23 protein-coding genes are annotated in these 21220 nt (G+C 42.8%); 18 read left to right on the forward strand and 5 right to left on the reverse strand.

Annotation, left to right across the window (positions count from 1 at the left end):
- Window positions 1–9: 9 nt before the first annotated feature.
- Window positions 10–771 (reverse strand): tRNA pseudouridine(38-40) synthase TruA, encoded by a 762-nt coding sequence (truA, locus tag BN161_RS00625; protein WP_044262144.1) that lies wholly within the window; start codon window positions 769–771, stop codon window positions 10–12.
- Window positions 772–882: 111 nt separating this feature from the next.
- On the opposite strand from truA, the gene BN161_RS00630 reads away from it, so the two are divergent.
- Window positions 883–1566 carry a DUF5715 family protein gene (locus BN161_RS00630; protein WP_044262146.1) on the forward strand — a complete coding sequence of 228 codons (684 nt, stop codon included), beginning with the start codon at window positions 883–885 and terminating at the stop codon, window positions 1564–1566.
- 14 nt (window positions 1567–1580) lie between these two features.
- On the opposite strand, the gene BN161_RS00635 is transcribed toward BN161_RS00630, so the two are convergent.
- Complete coding sequence (locus tag BN161_RS00635) at window positions 1581–3092, reverse strand: bifunctional ADP-dependent NAD(P)H-hydrate dehydratase/NAD(P)H-hydrate epimerase (protein WP_044262147.1); 1512 nt, start codon at window positions 3090–3092, stop codon at window positions 1581–1583.
- Window positions 3093–3687: 595 nt separating this feature from the next.
- On the opposite strand from BN161_RS00635, the gene BN161_RS00640 reads away from it, so the two are divergent.
- From BN161_RS00640 to BN161_RS00650, 3 genes are all read left to right on the forward strand, one after another.
- Window positions 3688–4266: a Crp/Fnr family transcriptional regulator gene (locus BN161_RS00640; RefSeq protein WP_044262150.1), complete on the forward strand. Its 579-nt coding sequence runs from the start codon at window positions 3688–3690 to the stop codon at window positions 4264–4266.
- Between the two features lie 167 nt (window positions 4267–4433).
- Complete coding sequence (locus BN161_RS00645; RefSeq protein WP_044262152.1) at window positions 4434–5183, forward strand: hypothetical protein; 750 nt, start codon at window positions 4434–4436, stop codon at window positions 5181–5183.
- Window positions 5180–5641: a hypothetical protein gene (locus BN161_RS00650; protein WP_044262155.1), complete on the forward strand. Its 462-nt coding sequence runs from the start codon at window positions 5180–5182 to the stop codon at window positions 5639–5641. The genes BN161_RS00645 and BN161_RS00650 overlap by 4 nt, the downstream gene beginning before the upstream one ends.
- On the opposite strand, the gene BN161_RS00655 is transcribed toward BN161_RS00650, so the two are convergent.
- Window positions 5631–6467: a helix-turn-helix domain-containing protein gene (locus BN161_RS00655; protein ID WP_044262159.1), complete on the reverse strand. Its 837-nt coding sequence runs from the start codon at window positions 6465–6467 to the stop codon at window positions 5631–5633. The genes BN161_RS00650 and BN161_RS00655 overlap by 11 nt on opposite strands.
- 167 nt (window positions 6468–6634) lie before the next feature.
- Here BN161_RS00655 and def point away from each other — a divergent pair, with 167 nt between their 5' ends.
- The 3 genes from def (at window position 6635) to BN161_RS00670 (ending at window position 8986) form a co-directional block, all read left to right on the forward strand.
- A complete protein-coding gene (def, locus tag BN161_RS00660) occupies window positions 6635–7219 on the forward strand; it encodes a peptide deformylase (protein ID WP_044262161.1) in 585 nt (194 codons plus the stop codon).
- A gap of 89 nt (window positions 7220–7308) precedes the next feature.
- Window positions 7309–8115: an MBL fold metallo-hydrolase gene (locus BN161_RS00665; protein ID WP_044262163.1), complete on the forward strand. Its 807-nt coding sequence runs from the start codon at window positions 7309–7311 to the stop codon at window positions 8113–8115.
- Window positions 8116–8134: 19 nt separating this feature from the next.
- Window positions 8135–8986: a SecDF P1 head subdomain-containing protein gene (locus BN161_RS00670; RefSeq protein WP_044262165.1), complete on the forward strand. Its 852-nt coding sequence runs from the start codon at window positions 8135–8137 to the stop codon at window positions 8984–8986.
- Here BN161_RS00670 and BN161_RS00675 read toward each other — a convergent pair.
- Window positions 8983–10104, reverse strand: a complete 1122-nt coding sequence (locus tag BN161_RS00675; RefSeq protein ID WP_044262168.1) for a retron St85 family RNA-directed DNA polymerase — start codon at window positions 10102–10104, stop codon at window positions 8983–8985. The genes BN161_RS00670 and BN161_RS00675 overlap by 4 nt on opposite strands.
- 317 nt (window positions 10105–10421) lie before the next feature.
- Here BN161_RS00675 and BN161_RS00680 point away from each other — a divergent pair, with 317 nt between their 5' ends.
- The 3 genes from BN161_RS00680 to BN161_RS00690 all read left to right on the forward strand — a co-directional run bounded on the left by BN161_RS00680 (window position 10422) and on the right by BN161_RS00690 (window position 13348).
- The gene (locus BN161_RS00680) at window positions 10422–11960 is read left to right on the forward strand and encodes a peptide MFS transporter (protein ID WP_044262170.1); all 1539 of its coding nucleotides are present in this window, start codon (window positions 10422–10424) and stop codon (window positions 11958–11960) included.
- Window positions 11961–11999: 39 nt separating this feature from the next.
- On the forward strand, window positions 12000–12536 hold the full coding sequence (gene hpt, locus BN161_RS00685; protein WP_022209252.1) for a hypoxanthine phosphoribosyltransferase: 537 nt from the start codon (window positions 12000–12002) through the stop codon (window positions 12534–12536).
- Between the two features lie 239 nt (window positions 12537–12775).
- A complete protein-coding gene (locus tag BN161_RS00690; protein ID WP_044262174.1) occupies window positions 12776–13348 on the forward strand; it encodes an adenylate kinase in 573 nt (190 codons plus the stop codon).
- Between the two features lie 95 nt (window positions 13349–13443).
- Here the strand turns inward: BN161_RS00690 and BN161_RS00695 are convergent, their stop codons facing one another.
- Window positions 13444–14286, reverse strand: coding sequence for a helix-turn-helix domain-containing protein (locus tag BN161_RS00695; protein ID WP_044262176.1), 843 nt, complete (start codon window positions 14284–14286; stop codon window positions 13444–13446).
- 74 nt (window positions 14287–14360) lie between these two features.
- On the opposite strand from BN161_RS00695, the gene BN161_RS00700 reads away from it, so the two are divergent.
- The 8 genes from BN161_RS00700 (at window position 14361) to BN161_RS00735 (ending at window position 21209) form a co-directional block, all read left to right on the forward strand.
- The gene (locus BN161_RS00700) at window positions 14361–15695 is read left to right on the forward strand and encodes a nucleoside hydrolase-like domain-containing protein (RefSeq protein WP_044262179.1); all 1335 of its coding nucleotides are present in this window, start codon (window positions 14361–14363) and stop codon (window positions 15693–15695) included.
- Between the two features lie 124 nt (window positions 15696–15819).
- Entirely contained in the window at window positions 15820–16992 is a 1173-nt protein-coding gene (gene obgE, locus BN161_RS00705; RefSeq protein WP_044262181.1) for a GTPase ObgE, read from the forward strand.
- Complete coding sequence (pgeF, locus tag BN161_RS00710; protein ID WP_044262183.1) at window positions 16989–17810, forward strand: peptidoglycan editing factor PgeF; 822 nt, start codon at window positions 16989–16991, stop codon at window positions 17808–17810. The genes obgE and pgeF overlap by 4 nt, the downstream gene beginning before the upstream one ends.
- 10 nt (window positions 17811–17820) lie before the next feature.
- Entirely contained in the window at window positions 17821–18465 is a 645-nt protein-coding gene (locus BN161_RS00715; protein ID WP_044262184.1) for a lipoprotein signal peptidase, read from the forward strand.
- Window positions 18435–19100, forward strand: a complete 666-nt coding sequence (locus tag BN161_RS00720; protein WP_044262186.1) for a B3/B4 domain-containing protein — start codon at window positions 18435–18437, stop codon at window positions 19098–19100. Before BN161_RS00715 ends, BN161_RS00720 begins: the two co-directional genes overlap by 31 nt.
- Before the next feature lie 18 nt (window positions 19101–19118).
- On the forward strand, window positions 19119–19745 hold the full coding sequence (locus BN161_RS00725) for a M23 family metallopeptidase (protein WP_044262188.1): 627 nt from the start codon (window positions 19119–19121) through the stop codon (window positions 19743–19745).
- A gap of 69 nt (window positions 19746–19814) precedes the next feature.
- Window positions 19815–20816, forward strand: a complete 1002-nt coding sequence (locus BN161_RS00730; RefSeq protein ID WP_044262189.1) for a PhoH family protein — start codon at window positions 19815–19817, stop codon at window positions 20814–20816.
- Window positions 20817–21209 carry a four helix bundle protein gene (locus BN161_RS00735; RefSeq protein ID WP_125910709.1) on the forward strand — a complete coding sequence of 131 codons (393 nt, stop codon included), beginning with the start codon at window positions 20817–20819 and terminating at the stop codon, window positions 21207–21209. It begins immediately after the preceding gene.
- Window positions 21210–21220: the final 11 nt, after the last annotated feature.

Consider the following 21220-nt stretch of genomic DNA (forward strand, 5'->3'; position numbering starts at 1 on the left):
GTTAGTTATTCAGTTATTATCTGCGATGAATAATTCCCCGGGATATGTGACATCTACCAGAAACAGAGCATTGCCCGGAACGGATGTACCAGCCTTGCAACGGTCTTTCTGTTCAATGACCCGGCGAAAACCATCAACGGTGAGCTTACCACGGCCTACTTCGAGCAAAGTGCCGACAACGGCACGAACCATATTGCGCAGGAAACGGTCCGCCTGAATGGTGAATACCCAGGTTACATCGTCTATCTGAGTCCAGGCGGCATGCATGATGCGGCAGTTGTTTGTTTTTACGTCCGTATGCAGTTTGCTGAAACTGGTGAAGTCTGTATAATTAAACAAACTACGGGCCGCTTCGTTCATTCGTTCGAAGTCGGGTGTCTGGAAAAGACGACAACGGTATTGACGATTGAAGGGAGACTTTGCCGTAGTCACGTAGTATTTATACATGCGTGCCGTTGCATCAAAGCGGGCATGCGCATCGGGCTTCACTGCACGGAGGCGGTAAACAGAAATATCGGGCGGCAAAAGGCGGTTTAGTTTGTCGGTAAAGAAAGCCGTATCAAGCGGTTCGTCACTATCAAAGTGGGCAACCATCAGAGAAGCATGCACCCCGGCATCGGTACGTCCGGCACCAATAACCTCTACTTCACGGCGCATCAGTGTGGCAAGTGCACGCATCAGACACTCTTGTACACTGTCTCCGTTGGGTTGTATCTGCCAGCCGTGGTAGGCGGTTCCGTCGTAAGCTAAATAAATAAAATACCGTTGCATACTCTTTTGCTTTCATTTTTCGGGCGCAAAGGTACAAAAATAAGGCTATAAGGAAGAACTCTCTTTTCTTTTTCCTACTTTTGTGCCCACATAAAAACATTTTCAAGCAATATGCAACAAAGATACAATAAACTTCCGCTTTTATTTTTAGCAATACTTATGGCCGGAACTTCCCTTGCCGGATGCAAAAAGAAAGATATGTCCCTCAAACTGAACGAACCGCGAAATATTAAAGGAGTAATCAGTTACAGACGAACCTTCGGTGACTTGAATGAAGCGCATCTGAATATTGCACAAGCCATAGGCATTACGCCAATTGCCTCCCGCAAAGAGGCTGAACACATGAAGGAAAAACTTCAGCACATCGAAACGAATGATTTATATGTAGTAGACTCGCTGACACATTCCATCCCATATCTCATTAAAGGTGCAGCACAACTATTAGATACCATCGGTGCTAATTTCCTCGATTCGCTGACAGCCAAAGGACTCAATCCGAATAAGATTATCGTAACCTCCGTACTCCGTACACAGGATGACGTAAAACGCTTGCGCCGCCGCAATGTAAATGCTTCTGCAAACTCCGCACACTCCTACGGGACAACGTTCGATGTCAGTTGGAAGCGTTTTGAGAAAGTGGAAGATGAAGATGGACGCCCACTACAGGATGTCAGTTCAGATACATTGAAACTCGTACTCTCCGAAGTATTGCGCGACTTGCGGAAAGCGGATAAATGCTATATAAAGTATGAGTTGAAGCAAGGATGCTTCCATATTACGACGAGAGGAAAATAACAAATTAGGTATTTTCATTCTTCCATCATCCTCCACGCCAACGGCAGACACGTCACGATATCCCCGGCTGTCATTCCTATCGCCCCATACTTCTTGCAAGCGATATCTCCGGCAAGCCCGTGAACGTACATCGCCAGACAAGCTGCATCTTCCGAAGCATACCCTTGTGCCAACAAAGCCAGCACTACACCCGTCAACACATCTCCACTGCCGCCTGTTGCCATACCCGGATTACCTGTAGTATTAAAATAGCACTTCCCTTGCGGAGTAATAACCACAGAATAAGCACCTTTCAAGATGATATATGTTCCTGATGTTCGCGCCAACTCACGTGCTTTCGTTAAGCGTTCATAAGAGTCCTGACATTTTCCTACCAACCGTTCCAGCTCTTTCGGATGCGGTGTCAGAATACTCCCTTTCGGTAAGCATCCGATATAATTGCGATGCCCTGCCAGTACATTCAAAGCATCAGCATCCACTACCATAGGAGATAAACAACTGTCTATCTGTTCCAATACCGCACCCTCTGTTTCTTCCGCCTTGCCCAAACCCGGGCCGATGCCCACTGCCTGATAATCATCCGTATCCGTAGGACAGGCAAAACAGGTATCACTGGGGTCCAGTTCCGTCATAGCCTCCGGCACGGAAGTCTGCACAATCATATTGTTACAATAAGGCACATGCATCGTCAGCAACCCTACCCCAGAGCGCAGGCAAGCTTTTGCGGCAAGCACCGACGCTCCCGCCATTCCTTGCGAACCGGCAATAAGCAAGGCGCGTCCAAAGTCCCCTTTATGGGCAAACTTATTTCTCGGTTTCAACAGATCCTGCATATCCTCAGCCTCCAGCAGACTATAATCAGTCTCCATCTCCTCTATCGCATCTTCACTCAGACCGATATCCAGCAATTCCCATTCACCCACGAACTCCTGATTCTCAGCAAAGAGAAAAGCCAGCTTCGGCAATTGCAGACTCAGCGTCACATCCGCCCGGACAATATTAGCTTTGATATTGAAGGTATTCTCCTCCCCCATCAATCCCGAAGGAACATCAATAGCCACAATCTGTGCCGACGAAGCATTGATATACTTCACCACGGCAGCAAAACCACCACTTAGCGGCTTGTTCAATCCACTACCGAACAGTCCGTCGATAACCACATGGTCAACCGTCAGCACGGGCGGGACGAATTGTGATGTCACTTCATGGAAATCCACATTCTTCACATCCGCCAGTCGTTCCTTGTTCGCCTCGCAATCAGGAGAAAGCTCTCCTTTGGTATTAAACAGATAAACTGATACCTGGTAACCCTTTTCCGCCAGCAATCGGGAGACTGCCAATGCATCTCCACCATTATTGCCCGGTCCGGCAAATACCGTAATCGGTGTTTCAGCCTCCCAGCGTTTCGTAATCGCTTTTGTCAATGCCTGCGAAGCACGCTCCATCAGGTCGATGGAAGCAATCGGTTCATTCTCTATGGTGTAAGCATCCAACTCTTTGATGCTTTGAGTAGGAAATATCTTCATATTTATCTTTCTCTATTATTGTTCAAATTCCAAGCTATAAATTTCATCAAGAATAAAAATCTACCTCACGTCGGATTGTTTCATCCGCATCAAAGTCATATTTCATTTCTTACAAAGATAAATTGTATTTTATAAAATACAAAACATTATCGCTCAGAAATGAGCTAAATGATAATTTAGAGGAGAATGGGTACGCGGACGACGCGGATCAATTTAGCTCATAACCGTACAAAAACGAATTAATTCATTGTTTTAACTGTTTATTTGTCCTAATTTATAATCATCGAAAATTGGTTTTGTAAATACTTAATTATCAGGTGTGTTATAATCAGGGTATCATACTGAGACCCCCTAAGTATGCGACTGCTCTCGCAAATGCTTTGTTTTATAAATATTTATTATTTATATTGAAGGTATTTGTCATATCGGATTATCGTTTTGTTCATAACTCCTACAAGAAGAAACCTGAAAAACAAATAAACCATAAAAGAAAAGCCATACATCTAAATAACCTTTTTTATTTGCTGGAAAACACACATTCTGTTGCATCTTTTATATTTTTGCTATCAATAAGACAAAAACTAAATCTACACACATGAAAGGCTTTAATAACTATACGGAGCGTGAAGAATTCTCCATATTCAAAAAATTCTTTTTGGATCATGGACGACGCAAGGAAATGAAGAAAAAAGAATATTTTGCGGAACAAGGCATTATCACAACACATGCCGCCTATATCGAGAAAGGCATGTTCCGCTATGTATGTACGGATGAAAACGGATGTGAACACATTGTAGGCTATGCTTTTGCAGGAGAATATGTCGGTGATTATCCACAATGCATAAAGAAGGAGAAAGCAATGGTAAGCATTCAGGCTACAACCGATTCTCTGATATATTGTGCATCTGCCCAAGAAATGATCAACTTCTTTTCTACCGATAAATCTACTCAGGAATTAGAAAAAATTTTAGCGGAAGAGCTCTTTGTCCAGACTTATAAGCGCTTGCTGGATATTTACTGCAAAACACCTACTGAACTATATGTGGATTTAGTAAGACGCTACCCGGATTTTCTAAATTATATCACACTCAGGGAGATAGCTTCTTTTCTCCGGGTCACCCCTGAAACAATCAGCCATATACGAAAGAATATCAAGGGAATAGAGTTTTGTTAAAAAATCATAGGATTATCACTTTATTTTGAAAGCCTTGAATTCGTTCAAGGCTTTTCTTTTTTTTATGCACTTAATTTGTAGCGAGTTAAACGTTAAAGACTAACGATACCATACCAAAGTAGAATTAAACGTTCGATAAAGAATAATCACTCTTAAAATACATAATTATGAAACATGTACATTTTCTCTTTATGGCATTAGTGGCTCTGTCCATTCAAGGCTGCCAAGATGATTTTAATGTTCCGTCCGAACAAGCAAGCAGAAGCTATGAGCAGGACGCAGAGGTACTGAACAGGTTTGTCGAGATAAACAAGACGACGCATGAGTATTATATCAATCCCAATAAGCAGACTACCGCTCTGTCTTATATCACCAATGCGGATGCGGAGGAGTTAGCTGTCGTCAATTCATTGAATCTCGATGTATTTCAGCAGAGCATCAACCGCGTAAGCAAACTGTCGGGACAATTTGCATCCAATCACGGAGTGGATTATGTGGTGATGATGACCGGCAACGAAATCTATGTGAGCCGTACCAAAAGCGATTCCCCTGTAGTGCTGGAAAGAATAAATGAGAATGAAGCCACCCGCAGTTACTATCCCAGAACTGTTTCCTTAAAAGTAACCGATAGCGAAAAGGAATACACCGTTTATAGAAGCGGGGATATTGAAACATCCATTGAACTCTTTCCACAGGCCTACAAGAATGCAGGTTGGGCATTTCTCGTTTCTTGTGAAATGAAGGAAAACGGCAACAAACAAATGGTGAGCGTACTCTTCTGCGGTGTAGGTCATAGAATGATGACTCCCCGCTTTGCATGGCACGCAGACCAGCCGGATGCAGAATGGAACTTCGGAGTAGCAAGCAGTTGTGACAGCAACGCCACCATAGCAAGACTTAATATTTCACATCCATGATAAAAAACTCATACATCTATTTGCCGCTTATCATTCTCTCCCTACTGACGGGCTGCGCTGAGAAATCGGGCTACTACGACGACGGGCAACAAGAAATTATCGACAACTTGACCAAAAACAAGGGATGGGAACGCTCCTACCACATGACGTCATATGATGGCAGAGAGTGCGATGTATATGAATTGTGGATATTCAAAAGCGATGCCACCGGCTCCCGTAAATTCGTGTGGAGCTATGACGATGGAGAAGTCTCCGAAAACATGGGTTATTTCCGCTGGTCGTTTACGATACCTAATTTTAAGATTATCTATATGGATAGCGGGTTATATTGGGAAATAAAACAGCTGACCACCGACAAATTGCACATATACGAAACTTATGACGATCCGATAACTGTTCCCGGACAAGATTACAGAGAATACAGGGAGTATGAATCACTACCGCTCTCTACAAAATAACGGAACAATCTAAACTAGACTTTTCAAGAGAAATCCTGCTTCGCGATTCTGTGAGGCAGGATTTCATATTGCATGCACGCAAATATTGCATGGGAGTTTGTCCGGTATACTTCTTAAAGTCCTTAATGAAATGATTCGTGTCGCTATAACCACTATCCGCAGTAACGCGAACCAAATCTTTCTGTACCCGAAAAGCAGTATAAGCATGGATGAACCGCTGCAAAGAAGAGTAACACTTAGGCGTCATGCCGACTGCTTCGGAAAAATTTCGTTCCAGCCATTTATAGTTAACGCCTAAATGAGACTTTAATTCATCGATGGATAATGTTCCTTTATGCAACCTGATATAGCGAATGGCCTCATCCAGCAGTTTATTAGATTTTTCATTTACGGATAGGACATCGCGGATACAAGTTTCTAAAAGTTCTATCTTCTCTCCTACTTCCCCACATTGCTGCATTTCTTCAAGTAAAGCATCCGAATTATGAAATACGGATTGCAGATTCCAGAAAGGACGGATATTGAGTTTTTTGGCATCCAACCCAAACAAGCGATAAAAAGATGCAGGTTTAAACCGTACTATCAGCAGATAAGTGCCCTTTCCGGAGAAACGGACAACCATCTTTTCAAAAGACCTTGTACTGAACCAACCGGATTTGAATCTGGAAGTTGCCTCATTATACTCCAACTCTACTTCATCTTCCGCCTCGGACAGGAATGCTAACATAGGTGTTCCATCGTTATACGCCAGGCTATCGGATAAATCGCAGCAAGGGAAGATAAAGAAACTATCGACATACTCTTGCAGATCTTTTGCAGGAGTCATTGTCCTTATCCCCTCAAGAGAAGCGAAAGGATGTGATATGATATGTTCTAATAGGCTTACCGGCATGTGTGCAAAAGTACATAAATATAGGATAGTACAGAACGATATGTCTAAAATTTACCATAAGGGTTGATGTCTATGGGTTACTTTTGCCTAAAAAAAGTAATATGATTAAGCCGATAACAATTTACGGGAATCCCGTACTGAGAAAAGAATGTGAAGATATAGAACAGGATTATCCCAACATTCGGGAGATTATAGAAACCATGTGGCAAACACTGCAACATGCAGATGGATGCGGTCTGGCTGCGCCACAAATAAATCTCCCTATCAAACTATTTATAGTGAATAGCCGGGACACTTATGCATACATGTCAGCCAAAGAAAGGGAACATTTCTTTGCAAAAGATGATTGCGGGATAGAAGAAACATTCATAAATGCGGAAATAACGGCATACAGTGACGAGGTATGGACTACGGGAGAAGGCTGTCTGAGTATTCCCGATCTGTATGAGGAAGTGACACGACCCTGGTCCATAACAATAAAGTATCAGGATAAGGAATTTAATGAGCAAGTCAAGGTTTACCACGGATATACGGCACGAATCATTCAACATGAGTTTGAGCATACGGAAGGGAAACTGTATATAGATCATTTGTCGCCTTTCAGGAAACAATTATTGCGGAACAAACTGGCACGCATCCTGAAAAGAAAGATAAATGCGTCATATCCAACACAAAAGTCATATTAAACCGAAGATTATGCCTGACTTTTCGTATTTTTGTTGCAAGTATCATTCCTTAAAGAGTATCCATTTCCGAATAATGCATCAAAAAGAATATGAAGCTAACCGTATTAATAGATAACAACACCTACATCGATGAATATTATATAGGTGAACCTGCATTGAGCTATTACATAGAAGATGACAATGAACGCCTTCTGTTTGATACCGGATATTCTGACGCATTCATCAGGAATGCACAGGCGATGAATATAGATTTATCTGCAATATCCACCCTTATACTTTCGCACGGTCATAATGACCATACAGGCGGGATAAAATATCTGATGAACCAATATCCAGATTGCAATTGCAAGATTGTGGCTCATCCGGACGTATTTAAAAAGAGAATCTACAATGAACTTCACATTGGTTCTCCACTGATAGAAAAAGATGTAAAAAAGGTGATGAACTTACATTTGACCAAGCAGCCCGTCAAAGTAAGTAAGAACATAACTTTTCTTGGAGAAATACCGATGATGAATGACTTTGAGCGCCGGCATGCCATAGGAGTCATCGAAGAAAGTGAACGGTATGACGATTATGTAATGGATGATTCCGCCATTGTTCACCAGGGAAAAGACGGTTTATTCATTATCACAGGCTGTTCCCATAGCGGAATATGCAATATCATTGAATATGCCAAAGAGGTATGCAATGAACGGAAGATTGTCGGAGTTATAGGTGGTTTTCATCTGTTCAAGTTGTCGGAAAGGCTTACGAGAACGATAGATTATTTTCAAAAAAATGGTATCGAAGAACTGTATCCATGCCATTGCGTCTCTTTCAAAGCGAAAGCGGAAATACATAAGTCAATACCCGTACACGAAGTGGGTGTCGGACTAAAAATAGAGATCGAATAGTAACCTAAATAATAAAGTTATGAAAGTATTCAGTTTATTAGTAGCACTTATGGCTTTAAGCTCATTGGGAGGAAACGGCAACGGTTCTATGAACCTTCGTGAAAAAGCCATTGATACGAATCGCCCCAATGGATGGTATTATATCACGAGTGGTAAACAAGACAGCCTTTCGACAGAGCCAATCGTAACGACCAAAGATTTTGCCTCCATAAGCCTTGACTCTTCCTTAAATGAACGGACAGGCGAAATGATATACCAAATTGTAGGAAGAGTAAACGAACAGTCGATTGAAGTATGGGCAGATGCAACCGAACGGTCTATAGGTAAACATATCGGCTTTGTATGTAACAATAAGGTAGTATGCAATCCTCGGGTTAATGCTCGGATTCCAAATGGCTATTTTGCTATTTCAGGCAAAGAAGTTGAGTTTAAAACACTGTACAGACAAGTTCAAGAGGACATTAGAAACGAAGAGATTTCTTCAGAACATAAGAAAGCATGGGAAGAAGCCCGCAAGGTACGCGAATCCATTACCGACTCTACTTTCCTTAAGACTAAACGTCCGATGTCCGATGATGCAATCGGTCCTTACAATTACCATACAGGATTGATGGAAGACCGGGCATACAATCAAACGGTTTATGTGATAGCAATAGATAGAGCTAAAAAATTCCTTTCAGTCGAGAATAACCAATTAGTTTTGAATCTGAAATCGGGTGAGGAAATCAATATAGCGGAAGATTTGTTCCAATATATCATCGGACTATTCAACGATTGGAACAAATGGGTAAAAGAAGGACGATGCAAGATCGTAAAGAATGAGGAAGGATATTACGACATTGAACCTACTCCTCAGAAGAAGAAAAATTAAGATCCTTTCTCCAAACCTTTCAAAGCAGCAATAGAATCGGAAACATAAGCATTATCCGGTTCTATGGATCGCCAATAACAAAGAGTTCCGATCAGACGTTTCAGGTAAGCAGGATCATGAGAGCCTATCCGGCGTTGATGCTCCGCAAGCCCTTTCGTCAGAATGAAATGGACATTCTTGCGTATCTCCCTTTTCTTTGCTTTGGGAATGGTCAGCTTCACACCGGAGCTGATGGAAACGCCTGTGATAATCTTTCTCTTATGCTCACTCAGGAAACGGGTCTTCTTATGATTGATTTCAAACTTTTCCTCCCGAATGATCTGTTTAATCAGAGGCAATATCTGTTGCGCTAAAAGGACATCTCCTGAAAAAGTAAGATCGTCTGCGTAGCGGGTATAAACCAGATTGTATTCAGTAGCCAGTGCCGCCAGTTTTTTATCCATCTCATAAGAAATGATATTACTCAGTGCCGGACTGGTAGATGCCCCTTGCGGCAGGCATCTGTGCACACAGCATAAAGCAGCAAGCACTCTTGCAATCTTCGGCGGATATCCCATGCCCTCGAACATTTTCCGTACCCGCGGGCTGCGTATAGAACCAAAGAAATCATGAATGTCAGTTTTCAGCACATAAGGCTTGCCCAAGTGCGGCCGGACATTATCGGAGATGGACATCTTGCACCGGAAACCAGTAGCTGCGGGATGAATATTCACAAATGACAGTACGCGATGATTTATAGTGTCCTGAATGGATTTCAACTCTTTATCCGGAGCTGAAATCATACGGTAGCCTCCTTTTCTTTTACCAATCCAGAATTCCCGATAATGCCCGGGAATATCTTTCAGTATCTCCTTCAGAGTAGCTTCTTCTACTCCTAACAGATTGGCACACTTTGCCACCGCCTCCTCGTCGAACCACGGAATGGTTATCGAAGCAGAAGTACCAAAGTACTGGCTGAACCATCCTTTACGGGTAGTTTCAGTATCGGTAACATCTTCCGTATTGCTGCGGTTACCGGCTTTCCACCTTTTGTAACCTTCCTGTTTCTTGCTTGAAGAAATAATTCTATAGACCAACAGGCAGGTAATAATAAGTACCGTTATTAGAATTCCATTCATCTCACATGTATATATAAAAAAGAAGAGGATGAGTATTTACTAATGTAAATCGTGGTATTTATACCAGAGTATTTACATTCTAAGAAAGCTCCTGAGCTTACGAGGCGACTACACCTCTTTCCTGCTAAATATTTTCCTCATCCTCTTCGGATGCAAAAATAGACTTTTTCAGTTGACCGAACAACAGACGTGCAAATTATTTACGCACATATATACAACAAAACAAGTTTTTTCATAGCAAATTCACAATCAAAAAACAAAATACAGAATTAATCTCTAACTTTGCATTCTATAAAGAAAAACATAACATATAATCAATGAGTACATCCAAACACCCTAAAGGTCTTTACCTTATCTTCGCTACCAGCACGGCGGAACGTTTCAGCTACTATGGTATGCGTGCTATCTTCATCCTGTTTTTAACTCAGGCGCTTCTGTTCGACAAGGAGCATGCCGCCTCTATTTATGGCAGCTACACCGGACTGGTTTATCTTACCCCGCTTATCGGTGGATATATCGCAGATAAATACTGGGGCATCCGGCGTTCTGTTTTCTGGGGTGCCATGATGATGGCAGTGGGGCAATTCCTGATGTTCTTCAGCGCTTCGATGCTGGATGTCAAGGAACTTTCTCACTGGTTGATGTACGGAGGACTTACCTTTCTTATATTAGGAAACGGATGTTTCAAACCGACAGTTACAACATTGGTAGGACAACTTTATGAACCGGGAGACAGGCGACTAGACTCCGCTTATACCATATTCTATATGGGAGTAAATGTGGGTTCATTCTTTGCTCCATTAGTCTGCGGCTACTTCGGTGAAACAGGCGACCCTAACGACTTCAAATGGGGATTCCTGATTGCGGCAATTGTTACTGTACTTACGGTTATTCTGTTTCAAACGCAGAAAAATAAATATCTTATCGGACCTGACGGACAACCACTCGGTATTATACCGGATGCAAAACGCGAACATCCCAAAGAGAACAAAACGGCTCAACAAACTGCCATAGATAAAGATAAGACTATTCGCAAATACCTGCTTCTCGCCATATTAGCCATCGTTATTGCCAGCTTCTTCTACTGGTGCTTCGGCAATGACTGGTTCAGTATCGGCATCTTCACTGCATGTATTGTTTTCCCTGTCAGCATCTTACTGGATGGTTCACTTACTAAAATAGAGCGCAGTCGTATCTTCGTTATTTATATCATAGCTTTCTTTGTTATCTTCTTCTGGGCCGCCTACGAACAGGCAGGTGCTTCGCTTACTCTCTTTGCAGCGGAACAAACTGACCGTTTCGTCTTCGGCTGGGAAATGCCGGCTTCGTGGATACAGTCTTTCAATCCGTTCTTTGTCGTAATTCTGGCTGCCATCATGCCGGGAGTATGGGGATTCCTCAGTAAACGAAATGCAGAACCGGCTTCTCCTACCAAACAGGCCATCGGTTTACTTTTGCTCTCTTTGGGGTATCTGATTATTTGTTTTGGCGTAAAAGATGTTCAACCAGGCGTAAAGGTTAGTCTTATCTGGTTGACCGGACTTTATTTTATCCACACCGTAGGCGAGTTATGCCTCTCTCCTATCGGTTTGTCAATGGTAAACAAACTGACACCTATCCGCTTTGCTTCGTTGATGATGGGAATATGGTATCTATCAATGTCCACCGCCAATAAATTTGCCGGGACTCTTGCCGGCCTTTATCCCGAAGACGGCAAGGTGAAAACCTTACTAGGATTCCGCATTGAAAATATGTTCGACTTCTTTATGGTATTCGTTATCATGTCCGGAGTAGCCTCCCTTATCCTCTTCCTACTCTCAAAGAAATTACAGAAGATGATGCATGGAGTGGAATAAAAATCGTATTTTTGTGCCAATTTTAAAAATCTATCCCTTATGGACACCATACAAATAAAAGACAAAAAGTTCACTGTTTCCATCAAGGAACAGGACATTCTGAAAGAAGTAACCCGCGTTGCAAATGAAATTAATCGCGATCTGGCTGGTAAAAATCCTCTGTTTCTCAGCGTCCTGAACGGCTCGTTTATGTTTACTGCTGATCTGATGAAAAACATTACTATCCCCTGCGAGATTTCTTTCGTGAAGCTGGCTTCTTATCAGGGGGTGTCCTCTACCGGAGTTATCAAGGAAGTGATCGGTATTACCGAAGATCTGACAGACCGCACGGTAGTGATTGTGGAAGATATTGTAGATACAGGTCTGACTATGCAACGTCTGTTGGACACGCTGGGCACACGTAACCCGAAAGAAATCCATATCGCTTCGTTGCTGGTGAAACCCGATAAATTGAAAGTAGATTTGAATATAGAATACGTAGCCATGGAAATTCCCAATGACTTCATTGTAGGTTATGGATTGGATTATGACGGCTTCGGGCGCAATTATGCGGACATTTATACAGTGGTAGATTAAAAGGATCAGAGCCATACCCGAGCCGTGTCTGGTCCGTACCCGGTCCGTACCTCCTTCGTATAAAAGTACCTTTATACGGAGAAGACACGGAGCAAGTACGGAGAGGATACGGACCAAGCACGGGGCATGTACGGACATGATACGGAGTAAGGCTACACGAATAAGGTCAAAGACATGATTTGTAGAAAAGAATTTTGAATTAGGTATAATATAAGTAACAGTTAAATTGTAAATCACAAATGTTGAACATTGTAATTTTCGGTGCTCCCGGTTCAGGAAAGGGAACACAAAGTGAGAAAATCGTAGAGAAGTACGGTATTAACCACATCTCAACCGGTGACGTGCTGCGTGCAGAAATCAAGAACGGCACAGAACTGGGCAAAACAGCTAAAAGTTATATCGATCAAGGTCAGTTGATCCCTGACGAACTGATGATTGATATCCTTGCAAGTGTATTCGACAGCTTCGAAAACAGCAAAGGTGTAATCTTCGACGGTTTCCCCCGTACGATTGCACAGGCAGAGGCTCTGAAGAAAATGCTTGCTGAAAGAAATCAGGGAGTAAGTGTTATGCTTGACCTGGATGTACCTGAAGAGGAACTGATGATCCGCCTCATCAAACGTGGTAAAGATTCCGGTCGTGCCGACGACAACGAAGAGACTATCAAGAAACGCCTCCTTGTTTATCACTCACAGACTTCTCCGCTGATTGACTGGTACAAACAGGAAGGACAATACCAGCACATCAAAGGACAAGGTGCGTTGGAAGAAATCTTTGCCGATGTTTGCGCTGCGATTGACGCTGCAAAGTAAAGTTACACAATCATAATTCAGAAGCGCGGTAATACCCATGAAAATGTTATTACCGCGCTTTGTTATTCTCCCGTCTGCCCTAAAATAACAAGTAACTATTTCACGATCTTCTTTTTATATTCACGCGGGGTACATTTGATTTTCCTAAAAAATGTAGCATTAAACCGGGCTACAGAATTGAATCCACATTCGTATGCAATGTCGGTAATGCTCATATCGGTAGTCAGTAATTTACGTTGTGCATGAGCTATTCTTAACTCAGCAACATAGTCACTTATTGTAGTACCAAATGCCTTCTTAAATATATGATTGGCATAATCAGGGTGCAGACCTACTGCATCACCGATATCATTGGCTTTAATATCATTACAATAATTCTTAGTAAGATATATGGTTATTTTTTCGATAAGTGTTGTTTGGTATGAAGCCAATGCTATACCATCATCTGAAGACTGCAAGTGATGAGCCATACGAGTGATTCTGGTCTGCATTTCTAATAAAATAAGATCCGATTGCACATTTACGCCGCTATCTTTCAACCAATTATTTAGTAAGAACTCATCATATTGAGAATATTCATCTGTTTGTTCATATAGAATATCTCCTCTGAGCAAGCTGTCTACAAACTGTGCCGGAAGCTTCCAAGATAAAAAATGCGCAAAAGGAATGGTACATACATAATACTTTTCTACATTCTCATAATGAATTATTTGGTGAGGAATAAGTCCCCAGAATATCGTAAACCGCTTATTGGGTATCGTTATTTTTTCGCTGTGTCGCAAGTAAGTGATATTCCCTTGGGGCAGGTAATTTATCTCTATTTCATTATGCCTATCGTATCTGGGCATAACACGGGGTATCCATGTCTCACATGTAAGTCCATAAGGTTTAAACTCCTCACGAAACTTATCAAAACTGTAATATTTCTCGGAATTCATTATATTCGTATATAAAAATAGAGAGTGTTATTCACATTTTGGTGGTAAATTTGCAAAAATAATCTTTAAATGCCATGAAAAAAGTACTTTTCTTCTTTTTCTTTCTTACAGCATGGAGCCTTTATTCAGAGGCGCAAGTGGCTAATGAGGACAAACATCGGCTGATTGTAACCACTGATTTAGGGGGAACTGATCCGGATGATATCCAGTCAATGATACACTTGTTATTATGCTCTAATGTAATCGACATTGAGGGATTAATCAGTTCACAAGTCTGGATGGACGACCCGGATAAAACAGCTAAAATTTCAGAGGTAGTAGAACAGTTTGGAGAAGTTCTTCCTCGTTTGAATAAACATGCAGAAGGATATCCCAGTTTGAATCAACTGCGGGCAATTATTAAACGAGGGCAACCTTCCTCTAATATGACCGGAGTAGGTCAAGGTAAAGATTCTCCGGGATCAGAACTGATAATCTCGGTAGTTGATAAGAAAAAGGATCAACGCCCCGTATGGCTTGCAGCTTGGGGTGGAATGAATACGATAGCACAAGCTTTATGGAAAGTGAAGCATACACGCAGCGAGAAAGACCTTAAGAAGTTTACTGCAAAAATCCGCATATATGATGTTCTAGGGCAAGATGATGCCGGAGCCTGGATAGCCAAGAACTTCCCGGAAATAGTATATATCAGAAATAAAGAAGTATATGGTTGGGGACCTTCCGATCAATGGCTTAAACAGAATATTCAAAGTCATCAGCCATTAGGCAAGCATTATCCTGACCGGAAGTGGGCAACGGAAGGTGACTCTCCAGCTTTCTTTTATGTATATGCCAATGGTCTGAATGTGCCCGACTCACTTGAATATGGAGGATGGGGCGGTCGTTTCTCCAATCAAAAGACGAGTGGTATACGAGGTATGGATTTTATAGTGCGCAGCGGGAAAGATGAAACGCAATATGACCCTTATTATATGCATGGAAGCTGTAAAGAGGGCTGTGCCGCCATCAACAAATGGCAGCAGCACATTTGGAATAATTTTGCAGCACGTATGTTGTGGACTACAACCGATGATTATAAAGCGGTGAATCACCATCCGCATGCAGTGCTTGATGGAGACCGTTCGCTGAAATGTATTTTTAAGAAGGTAAAAGCCGGAAATTCCATAGTTTTAGATGCTGGCGGTTCAACTGATCCTGATGGTAACAAGCTGATATACAAGTGGAGTGTTTATACTGAACCAAGCAGTTACAAAGGTGAAGTAAAAATAGAAGGGGATAATGCGGAAAAATGCAAAGTGCATATTCCTGCTGACGCTGCGGGCAAAAACATACATATCATTTTAGAATTGACGGATGAAGCAACTCCGGCACTTACCGTTTATAGACGAGTAGTGCTAAAAATAAGTTAGAAATGCCCTCCGCTACGGATTAATAAATAAAAAGGAATAAAAAAGTTTGAGGTAGTCTTGGAGAATCGTTACTTTTGCATCGAAAAAGAAAATAAGTATTTTAAAATCAATCGTAAGGAAAGAAATGGCTGAATCGAACTTTGTTGACTACGTAAAGATATATTGCCGCTCTGGAAAGGGCGGACGAGGCTCTACGCACATGAGGCGTGAGAAATACATACCCAATGGCGGCCCCGACGGAGGTGACGGAGGACGAGGAGGTCACATCATCCTGCGCGGTAACCGTAACTATTGGACGCTGTTGCATTTGCGCTACGACCGCCATGCACTGGCCGGACATGGAGAATCCGGTTCCAAGAACCGCAGTTTTGGTAAGGACGGAGAAGATAAGATTATTGAAGTTCCCTGTGGCACAGTAGTATACAATGCCGAAACGGGCGAATACATCTGCGACGTCACCGAGCATGGACAAGAAGTTATCATGCTGAAAGGCGGACGCGGCGGACTGGGTAACTGGCACTTCAAGACAGCCACCCGTCAGGCACCCCGCTTTGCACAACCGGGCGAACCGATGCAGGAAATGACAGTAATCATGGAGCTGAAACTCTTGGCAGACGTAGGTCTGGTAGGTTTCCCGAATGCCGGAAAATCAACCTTGCTTGCTTCCGTATCTGCCGCCAAGCCCAAGATAGCCAACTATCCATTCACCACATTGGAACCCAATCTGGGTATTGTTTCTTACCGTGACAGCAAGTCGTTTGTCATGGCGGACATTCCCGGTATCATTGAAGGAGCCAGTGCAGGAAAAGGGTTGGGATTGCGCTTTCTGCGCCATATCGAGCGTAATTCTCTGTTGCTCTTCATGGTGCCTGCCGATAGCGACGATATCCGGAAAGAATATGAAATCCTGTTGAATGAACTGAGCACTTTCAATCCTGAAATGCTGGACAAGCAACGGGTACTTGCCATCACCAAAAGCGATATGCTCGATCAGGAATTGATGGACGAAATAGAGCCTACACTCCCTGCAAACGTTCCGCATGTATTCATTTCTTCCATTACCGGTATGGGACTTTCCGTGCTGAAAGATATTCTTTGGGAAGAGTTGAATAAAGATAGCAACAAAATAGAAGCTATCGTTCACCGTCCGAAAGATGTAAGCAAACTCCAGCAAGAGTTGAAAGACATGGGTGAGGATGAGGACCTCAGCTATGAATATGTGGAAGATGACGAGGACGTGGAAGACCTGGAAGACTTTGAGTATGAGGAAGAGGACTGGGAGGATGACAAGCAATGATTGCTCTGACAGAAGATAAACGAATGTTGGGATACGGGGTTATGACACCGTACTCCAACATTTTTTGTTTCGCAACTACCCGCCGGGGAGGTTTCAGCAAAGGAGATTATGCTTCTTTCAACTGTACGCCTTACACGGGGGATGATGCGGAATCTGTCCGTCGCAATCAGGAATTGCTCTGCAACTCCATGCCTCAACAGCCTAAAGAATTAGTCATTCCGTTCCAGACACATGGTACAAAGGTGGAGGTGATTGATAAAAAGTATCTCAATGCCACATCTGGCGAGCGCACGGCCATGCTGCAAGGAGTGGATGCACTAATCACCAAGGAACCGGGTTGCTGCATTTGTATTTCTACGGCAGACTGTATTCCTATCCTGTTGTATGATCGCAAGAACCAAGTGGTAGCCGCTGCCCATGCGGGTTGGCGGGGAACGGTGAATTACATAGCCGGATATACTCTCGACAGGATGCGGGCACTCTACGGAACCGATGGAAAAGACGTAATCGCTTGTATCGGCCCCGGCATATCCTTGCCTTCTTTTGAAGTGGGCGAAGAAGTGTACGAAGCTTTCCGCATGAACGGTTTTGCAATGGATTATATATCAGAATGGAAACCGGAAACACATAAGCATCATATCGATCTATGGGCTGCGAACCGGATGCAGTTGCTCGACTTCGGTGTACCCGGCGAGCAAATAGAAACATCTGGCATTTGTACCTATATGAGGCATGAAGAATTTTTCTCGGCAAGACGGCTGGGGATTAAATCAGGACGTATACTATCGGGAATTATGATAGTAGACACAAAACCATAACTTTTTTAATATGAAGAACATTTTGTCCAAAGGGCAACTATCGATCCTCATTGTACTGGGAATTTTGATTCTTGACCAAGTCATAAAGATTGAAGTTAAAACGAATATGTTTTATAATGAAAGCATTCATATCACGGATTGGTTTTATCTTCGCTTTATAGAAAATCCCGGTATGGCTTTTGGTATGCAGATAGTGCCTAAAGCCATTCAGACTGTTGCCCGCACAATATTTGCCATCGCGATTGGATGGTATATCGTCATACTTATTAAAGCTAAATATAAGCGTGGTTATATTGCATGTGTTTCGTTGATACTGGCAGGAGCTATCGGGAATATCATCGACAGCATATTCTATGGCGTTATTTTCAGTAAGAGTACACCCGCCGAGATTTCTACTTTCGTACCTATAGGAGAAGGATATACCGGTTGGCTGCATGGAAAAGTGGTCGATATGTTCTACTTTCCTCTTTTTGAGTTTGACTGGCCAAGCTGGATGCCATTTATAGGAGGAGACAATTTTGTATTCTTCAGTCCGGTATTCAATTTAGCGGATGCTGCCATCAGTTGCGGAGTGATTATTTTATTTTTATTTTACATGAAAAGTTTAAATAGCAGTTTTAGTTTATGTACCAGATCACCGTATCAGAAGAAATAAAAAATGCCTGCCCCATCTTCAAAGGCGCAGCCGTCTATGCAGAAGTTACCAATACAGCCTTTTGCGAAGGGCTTTGGGAAGAAATCAACACTTTCACCCGGGAACTGACTTCCACTACCCAGCCGGAGGACATCAAACTGCAACCCGCCATTGCAGCTACCCGCGAAGCTTATAAACGTTGCGGCAAAGACCCCAGCCGTTACCGTCCCTCTGCCGAAGCCTTGCGCCGCCGTTTGATGCGCGGAATTGCCCTTTACCAAATAGATACATTGGTTGACCTGATTAATCTGGTATCCCTGCGCACCGGTTATTCCATCGGTGGTTTCGATGCGGACAAAATACAGGGCACTGACCTCAAACTGGGAGTTGGACGCGCTGAAGAACCATTCGAAGGTATCGGACGGGGCGTGCTGAACATCGAAGGACTTCCGGTCTATCGCGATGCCGTAGGCGGTATCGGTACTCCCACCAGCGACAACGAACGTACCAAAATGGATTTAGGCACCCAGCATATCCTTGCCATCGTCAATGGTTACAGCGGACAGGAAGGTCTGCGGGAAGCTGCCGAGATGATACAGGAGTTACTGAAAAAATATACTTTTTCGAATGGAGGAGAAATTATCTATTTTGAATAACAAGAAGGACCTTTAATCATGAACATATTCTTTCTGCTACTATCATTCGCACTGGCTTATACTCCGCCCGAAGAGAAACCAAGTTTCTCGCAAATGGAAATCAATCATATCCGGGTTACTACACCGGGGCTTTTCGATAACGAAAATTTGTTAGAATTGCATCTGGAGCAAATACCTGATACCGCCTATTGCTTTCCGCTTCCCGGAGGAAAAGTGATTTCTCCTTACGGACGCGGTAGCGGCCGTCACTCGGGTATTGATATCAAGACTTGCGCCAAAGACACAATACGCAGTGCTTTCGATGGCATTGTACGTATGTCGAAGCCTTACAGTGCTTACGGTAACGTAATCGTTGTGCGCCATTCTTCGGGATTGGAAACGATATACAGTCATAATTTTAAGAATCTTGTTCAGAGTGGTGATGTCGTAAAGGCCGGACAACCCATTGCACTGACCGGACGTACCGGACGGGCCAGCACCGAACACCTTCATTTTGAAACCCGCATCAACGGACAGCATTTCAACCCCAATCTCATTTTCGATTTCAAAGAAAGGACACTCCGCAAAGAGTGTATTCACTGCACCAAGAGTGGAAAAGGCGTCATCGTGAAGCCTGCAACAAAAAAAACAGCCGGAACCAGCTAAGTATCCAAACGTTTCACTAAATTTGCAACTGTTTTACCTATAAAACGACATGAACTTATAAACAATTCAATGATAGAAAAACTGATTGTTCTTGAGGATATCGATCCGGTTATCTTTTACGGTGTGAATAACGCCAATATGCAGTTGATAAAAGCTTTGTACCCCAAACTGCGCATTGTTGCACGCGGCAATGTCATCAAAGTGTTGGGAGATGAAGAAGAGATGTGCGCATTCGAAGAAAACATTACCAAGCTGGAAAAATACTGCGCCGAATACAACTCATTGAAAGAAGAGGTGATTATCGACATCATCAAAGGAAATGCACCGCAAGCAGAAAAATCGGGTAACGTCATCGTATTCAGCGTGACAGGCAAACCGATCATCCCCCGCAGTGAAAATCAGCTTAAACTGGTAGAAGGTTTCGCCAAGAACGACATGGTATTTGCCATAGGTCCTGCCGGTTCGGGAAAGACATATACTGCCATTGCCCTTGCCGTACGTGCCCTCAAAAATAAAGAGATCAAGAAAATCATCCTCAGTCGCCCCGCCGTGGAAGCCGGTGAGAAGCTTGGATTCCTGCCCGGTGACATGAAGGATAAGATAGACCCGTATCTGCAACCGTTGTATGATGCCTTGCAGGATATGATTCCGGCTGCCAAGCTGAAAGAATACATGGAACTGAACGTCATTCAGATTGCTCCCCTCGCCTTTATGCGCGGAAGGACGTTGAATGATGCAGTCGTAATTCTGGATGAAGCGCAGAACACCACTACCCAGCAGATCAAGATGTTCCTCACCCGCATGGGTATGAACACCAAGATGATCGTAACGGGAGATATGACACAGATCGACCTGCCCTCTTCCCAGACTTCGGGACTGGTACAGGCACTCCGCATCCTGAAAGGTGTGAAAGGCATCAGCTTTGTGGAACTGAACAAGAAAGATATTGTGCGTCACCAGTTGGTAACCCGCATTGTAGATGCCTACGAGAAATTCGAAGCAGCTACAAGAGACAAGCTACGAGCTACAAGTAAGGGGACAGCAATAAGCAGTGAAAAGAAAATAATATAAATGGGAGAAATTAGGACGCATAAAGATTTAAAAATATGGCAAAAGAGTATTGAGTTAGTCATATCAGTCTATGAATTAACCAAGCAATACCCTAAAGAAAAACTATATGCTATAACTAATCAAATCAGAAGATGCGTTACATCAATCCCGGCTAATATTGCAGAAGGTTCAGGCAGAAAAAATAAAGCAGAATTTATGCAATTTTTATATATTTCTTTAGGCTCGGCAAGCGAATTGGAAACATTCCTTATTATCTCAGAGAAATTACATTATATAACTTCTGAAGAATATGCTAATAGTTCAAATGCCCTAAATGAAATAATAAGAATGACTTGTGGTCTAATAAACTCATTAAAAATAAACAATACGAGCGCAGCCTCTTGTAGCTTGTAGCTCGTAGCTAA

It is taken from the genome of Bacteroides timonensis (assembly GCF_000513195.1).
Lineage (GTDB): Bacteria > Bacteroidota > Bacteroidia > Bacteroidales > Bacteroidaceae > Bacteroides > Bacteroides timonensis.

What these genes read in the sequence shown, in the direction of transcription:
- BN161_RS00650 (WP_044262155.1), top strand. Translation starts at nt 5,180, where the DNA reads ATGATAAAAAACTCATACATCTATTTGCCGCTTATCATTCTCTCCCTA.
- BN161_RS00735 (WP_125910709.1), top strand. Translation starts at nt 20,817, where the DNA reads ATGGGAGAAATTAGGACGCATAAAGATTTAAAAATATGGCAAAAGAGT.
- hpt (WP_022209252.1), top strand. Translation starts at nt 12,000, where the DNA reads ATGGACACCATACAAATAAAAGACAAAAAGTTCACTGTTTCCATCAAG.
- BN161_RS00655 (WP_044262159.1), bottom strand. Translation starts at nt 6,467, where the DNA reads ATGACTCCTGCAAAAGATCTGCAAGAGTATGTCGATAGTTTCTTTATC.
- obgE (WP_044262181.1), top strand. Translation starts at nt 15,820, where the DNA reads ATGGCTGAATCGAACTTTGTTGACTACGTAAAGATATATTGCCGCTCT.
- BN161_RS00665 (WP_044262163.1), top strand. Translation starts at nt 7,309, where the DNA reads ATGAAGCTAACCGTATTAATAGATAACAACACCTACATCGATGAATAT.
- BN161_RS00680 (WP_044262170.1), top strand. Translation starts at nt 10,422, where the DNA reads ATGAGTACATCCAAACACCCTAAAGGTCTTTACCTTATCTTCGCTACC.
- BN161_RS00675 (WP_044262168.1), bottom strand. Translation starts at nt 10,104, where the DNA reads ATGAATGGAATTCTAATAACGGTACTTATTATTACCTGCCTGTTGGTC.
- truA (WP_044262144.1), bottom strand. Translation starts at nt 771, where the DNA reads ATGCAACGGTATTTTATTTATTTAGCTTACGACGGAACCGCCTACCAC.
- BN161_RS00640 (WP_044262150.1), top strand. Translation starts at nt 3,688, where the DNA reads ATGAAAGGCTTTAATAACTATACGGAGCGTGAAGAATTCTCCATATTC.
- BN161_RS00645 (WP_044262152.1), top strand. Translation starts at nt 4,434, where the DNA reads ATGAAACATGTACATTTTCTCTTTATGGCATTAGTGGCTCTGTCCATT.
- BN161_RS00630 (WP_044262146.1), top strand. Translation starts at nt 883, where the DNA reads ATGCAACAAAGATACAATAAACTTCCGCTTTTATTTTTAGCAATACTT.
- def (WP_044262161.1), top strand. Translation starts at nt 6,635, where the DNA reads ATGATTAAGCCGATAACAATTTACGGGAATCCCGTACTGAGAAAAGAA.
- BN161_RS00690 (WP_044262174.1), top strand. Translation starts at nt 12,776, where the DNA reads ATGTTGAACATTGTAATTTTCGGTGCTCCCGGTTCAGGAAAGGGAACA.
- BN161_RS00720 (WP_044262186.1), top strand. Translation starts at nt 18,435, where the DNA reads ATGTACCAGATCACCGTATCAGAAGAAATAAAAAATGCCTGCCCCATC.
- BN161_RS00730 (WP_044262189.1), top strand. Translation starts at nt 19,815, where the DNA reads ATGATAGAAAAACTGATTGTTCTTGAGGATATCGATCCGGTTATCTTT.
- BN161_RS00725 (WP_044262188.1), top strand. Translation starts at nt 19,119, where the DNA reads ATGAACATATTCTTTCTGCTACTATCATTCGCACTGGCTTATACTCCG.
- pgeF (WP_044262183.1), top strand. Translation starts at nt 16,989, where the DNA reads ATGATTGCTCTGACAGAAGATAAACGAATGTTGGGATACGGGGTTATG.
- BN161_RS00700 (WP_044262179.1), top strand. Translation starts at nt 14,361, where the DNA reads ATGAAAAAAGTACTTTTCTTCTTTTTCTTTCTTACAGCATGGAGCCTT.
- BN161_RS00670 (WP_044262165.1), top strand. Translation starts at nt 8,135, where the DNA reads ATGAAAGTATTCAGTTTATTAGTAGCACTTATGGCTTTAAGCTCATTG.
- BN161_RS00635 (WP_044262147.1), bottom strand. Translation starts at nt 3,092, where the DNA reads ATGAAGATATTTCCTACTCAAAGCATCAAAGAGTTGGATGCTTACACC.
- BN161_RS00715 (WP_044262184.1), top strand. Translation starts at nt 17,821, where the DNA reads ATGAAGAACATTTTGTCCAAAGGGCAACTATCGATCCTCATTGTACTG.
- BN161_RS00695 (WP_044262176.1), bottom strand. Translation starts at nt 14,286, where the DNA reads ATGAATTCCGAGAAATATTACAGTTTTGATAAGTTTCGTGAGGAGTTT.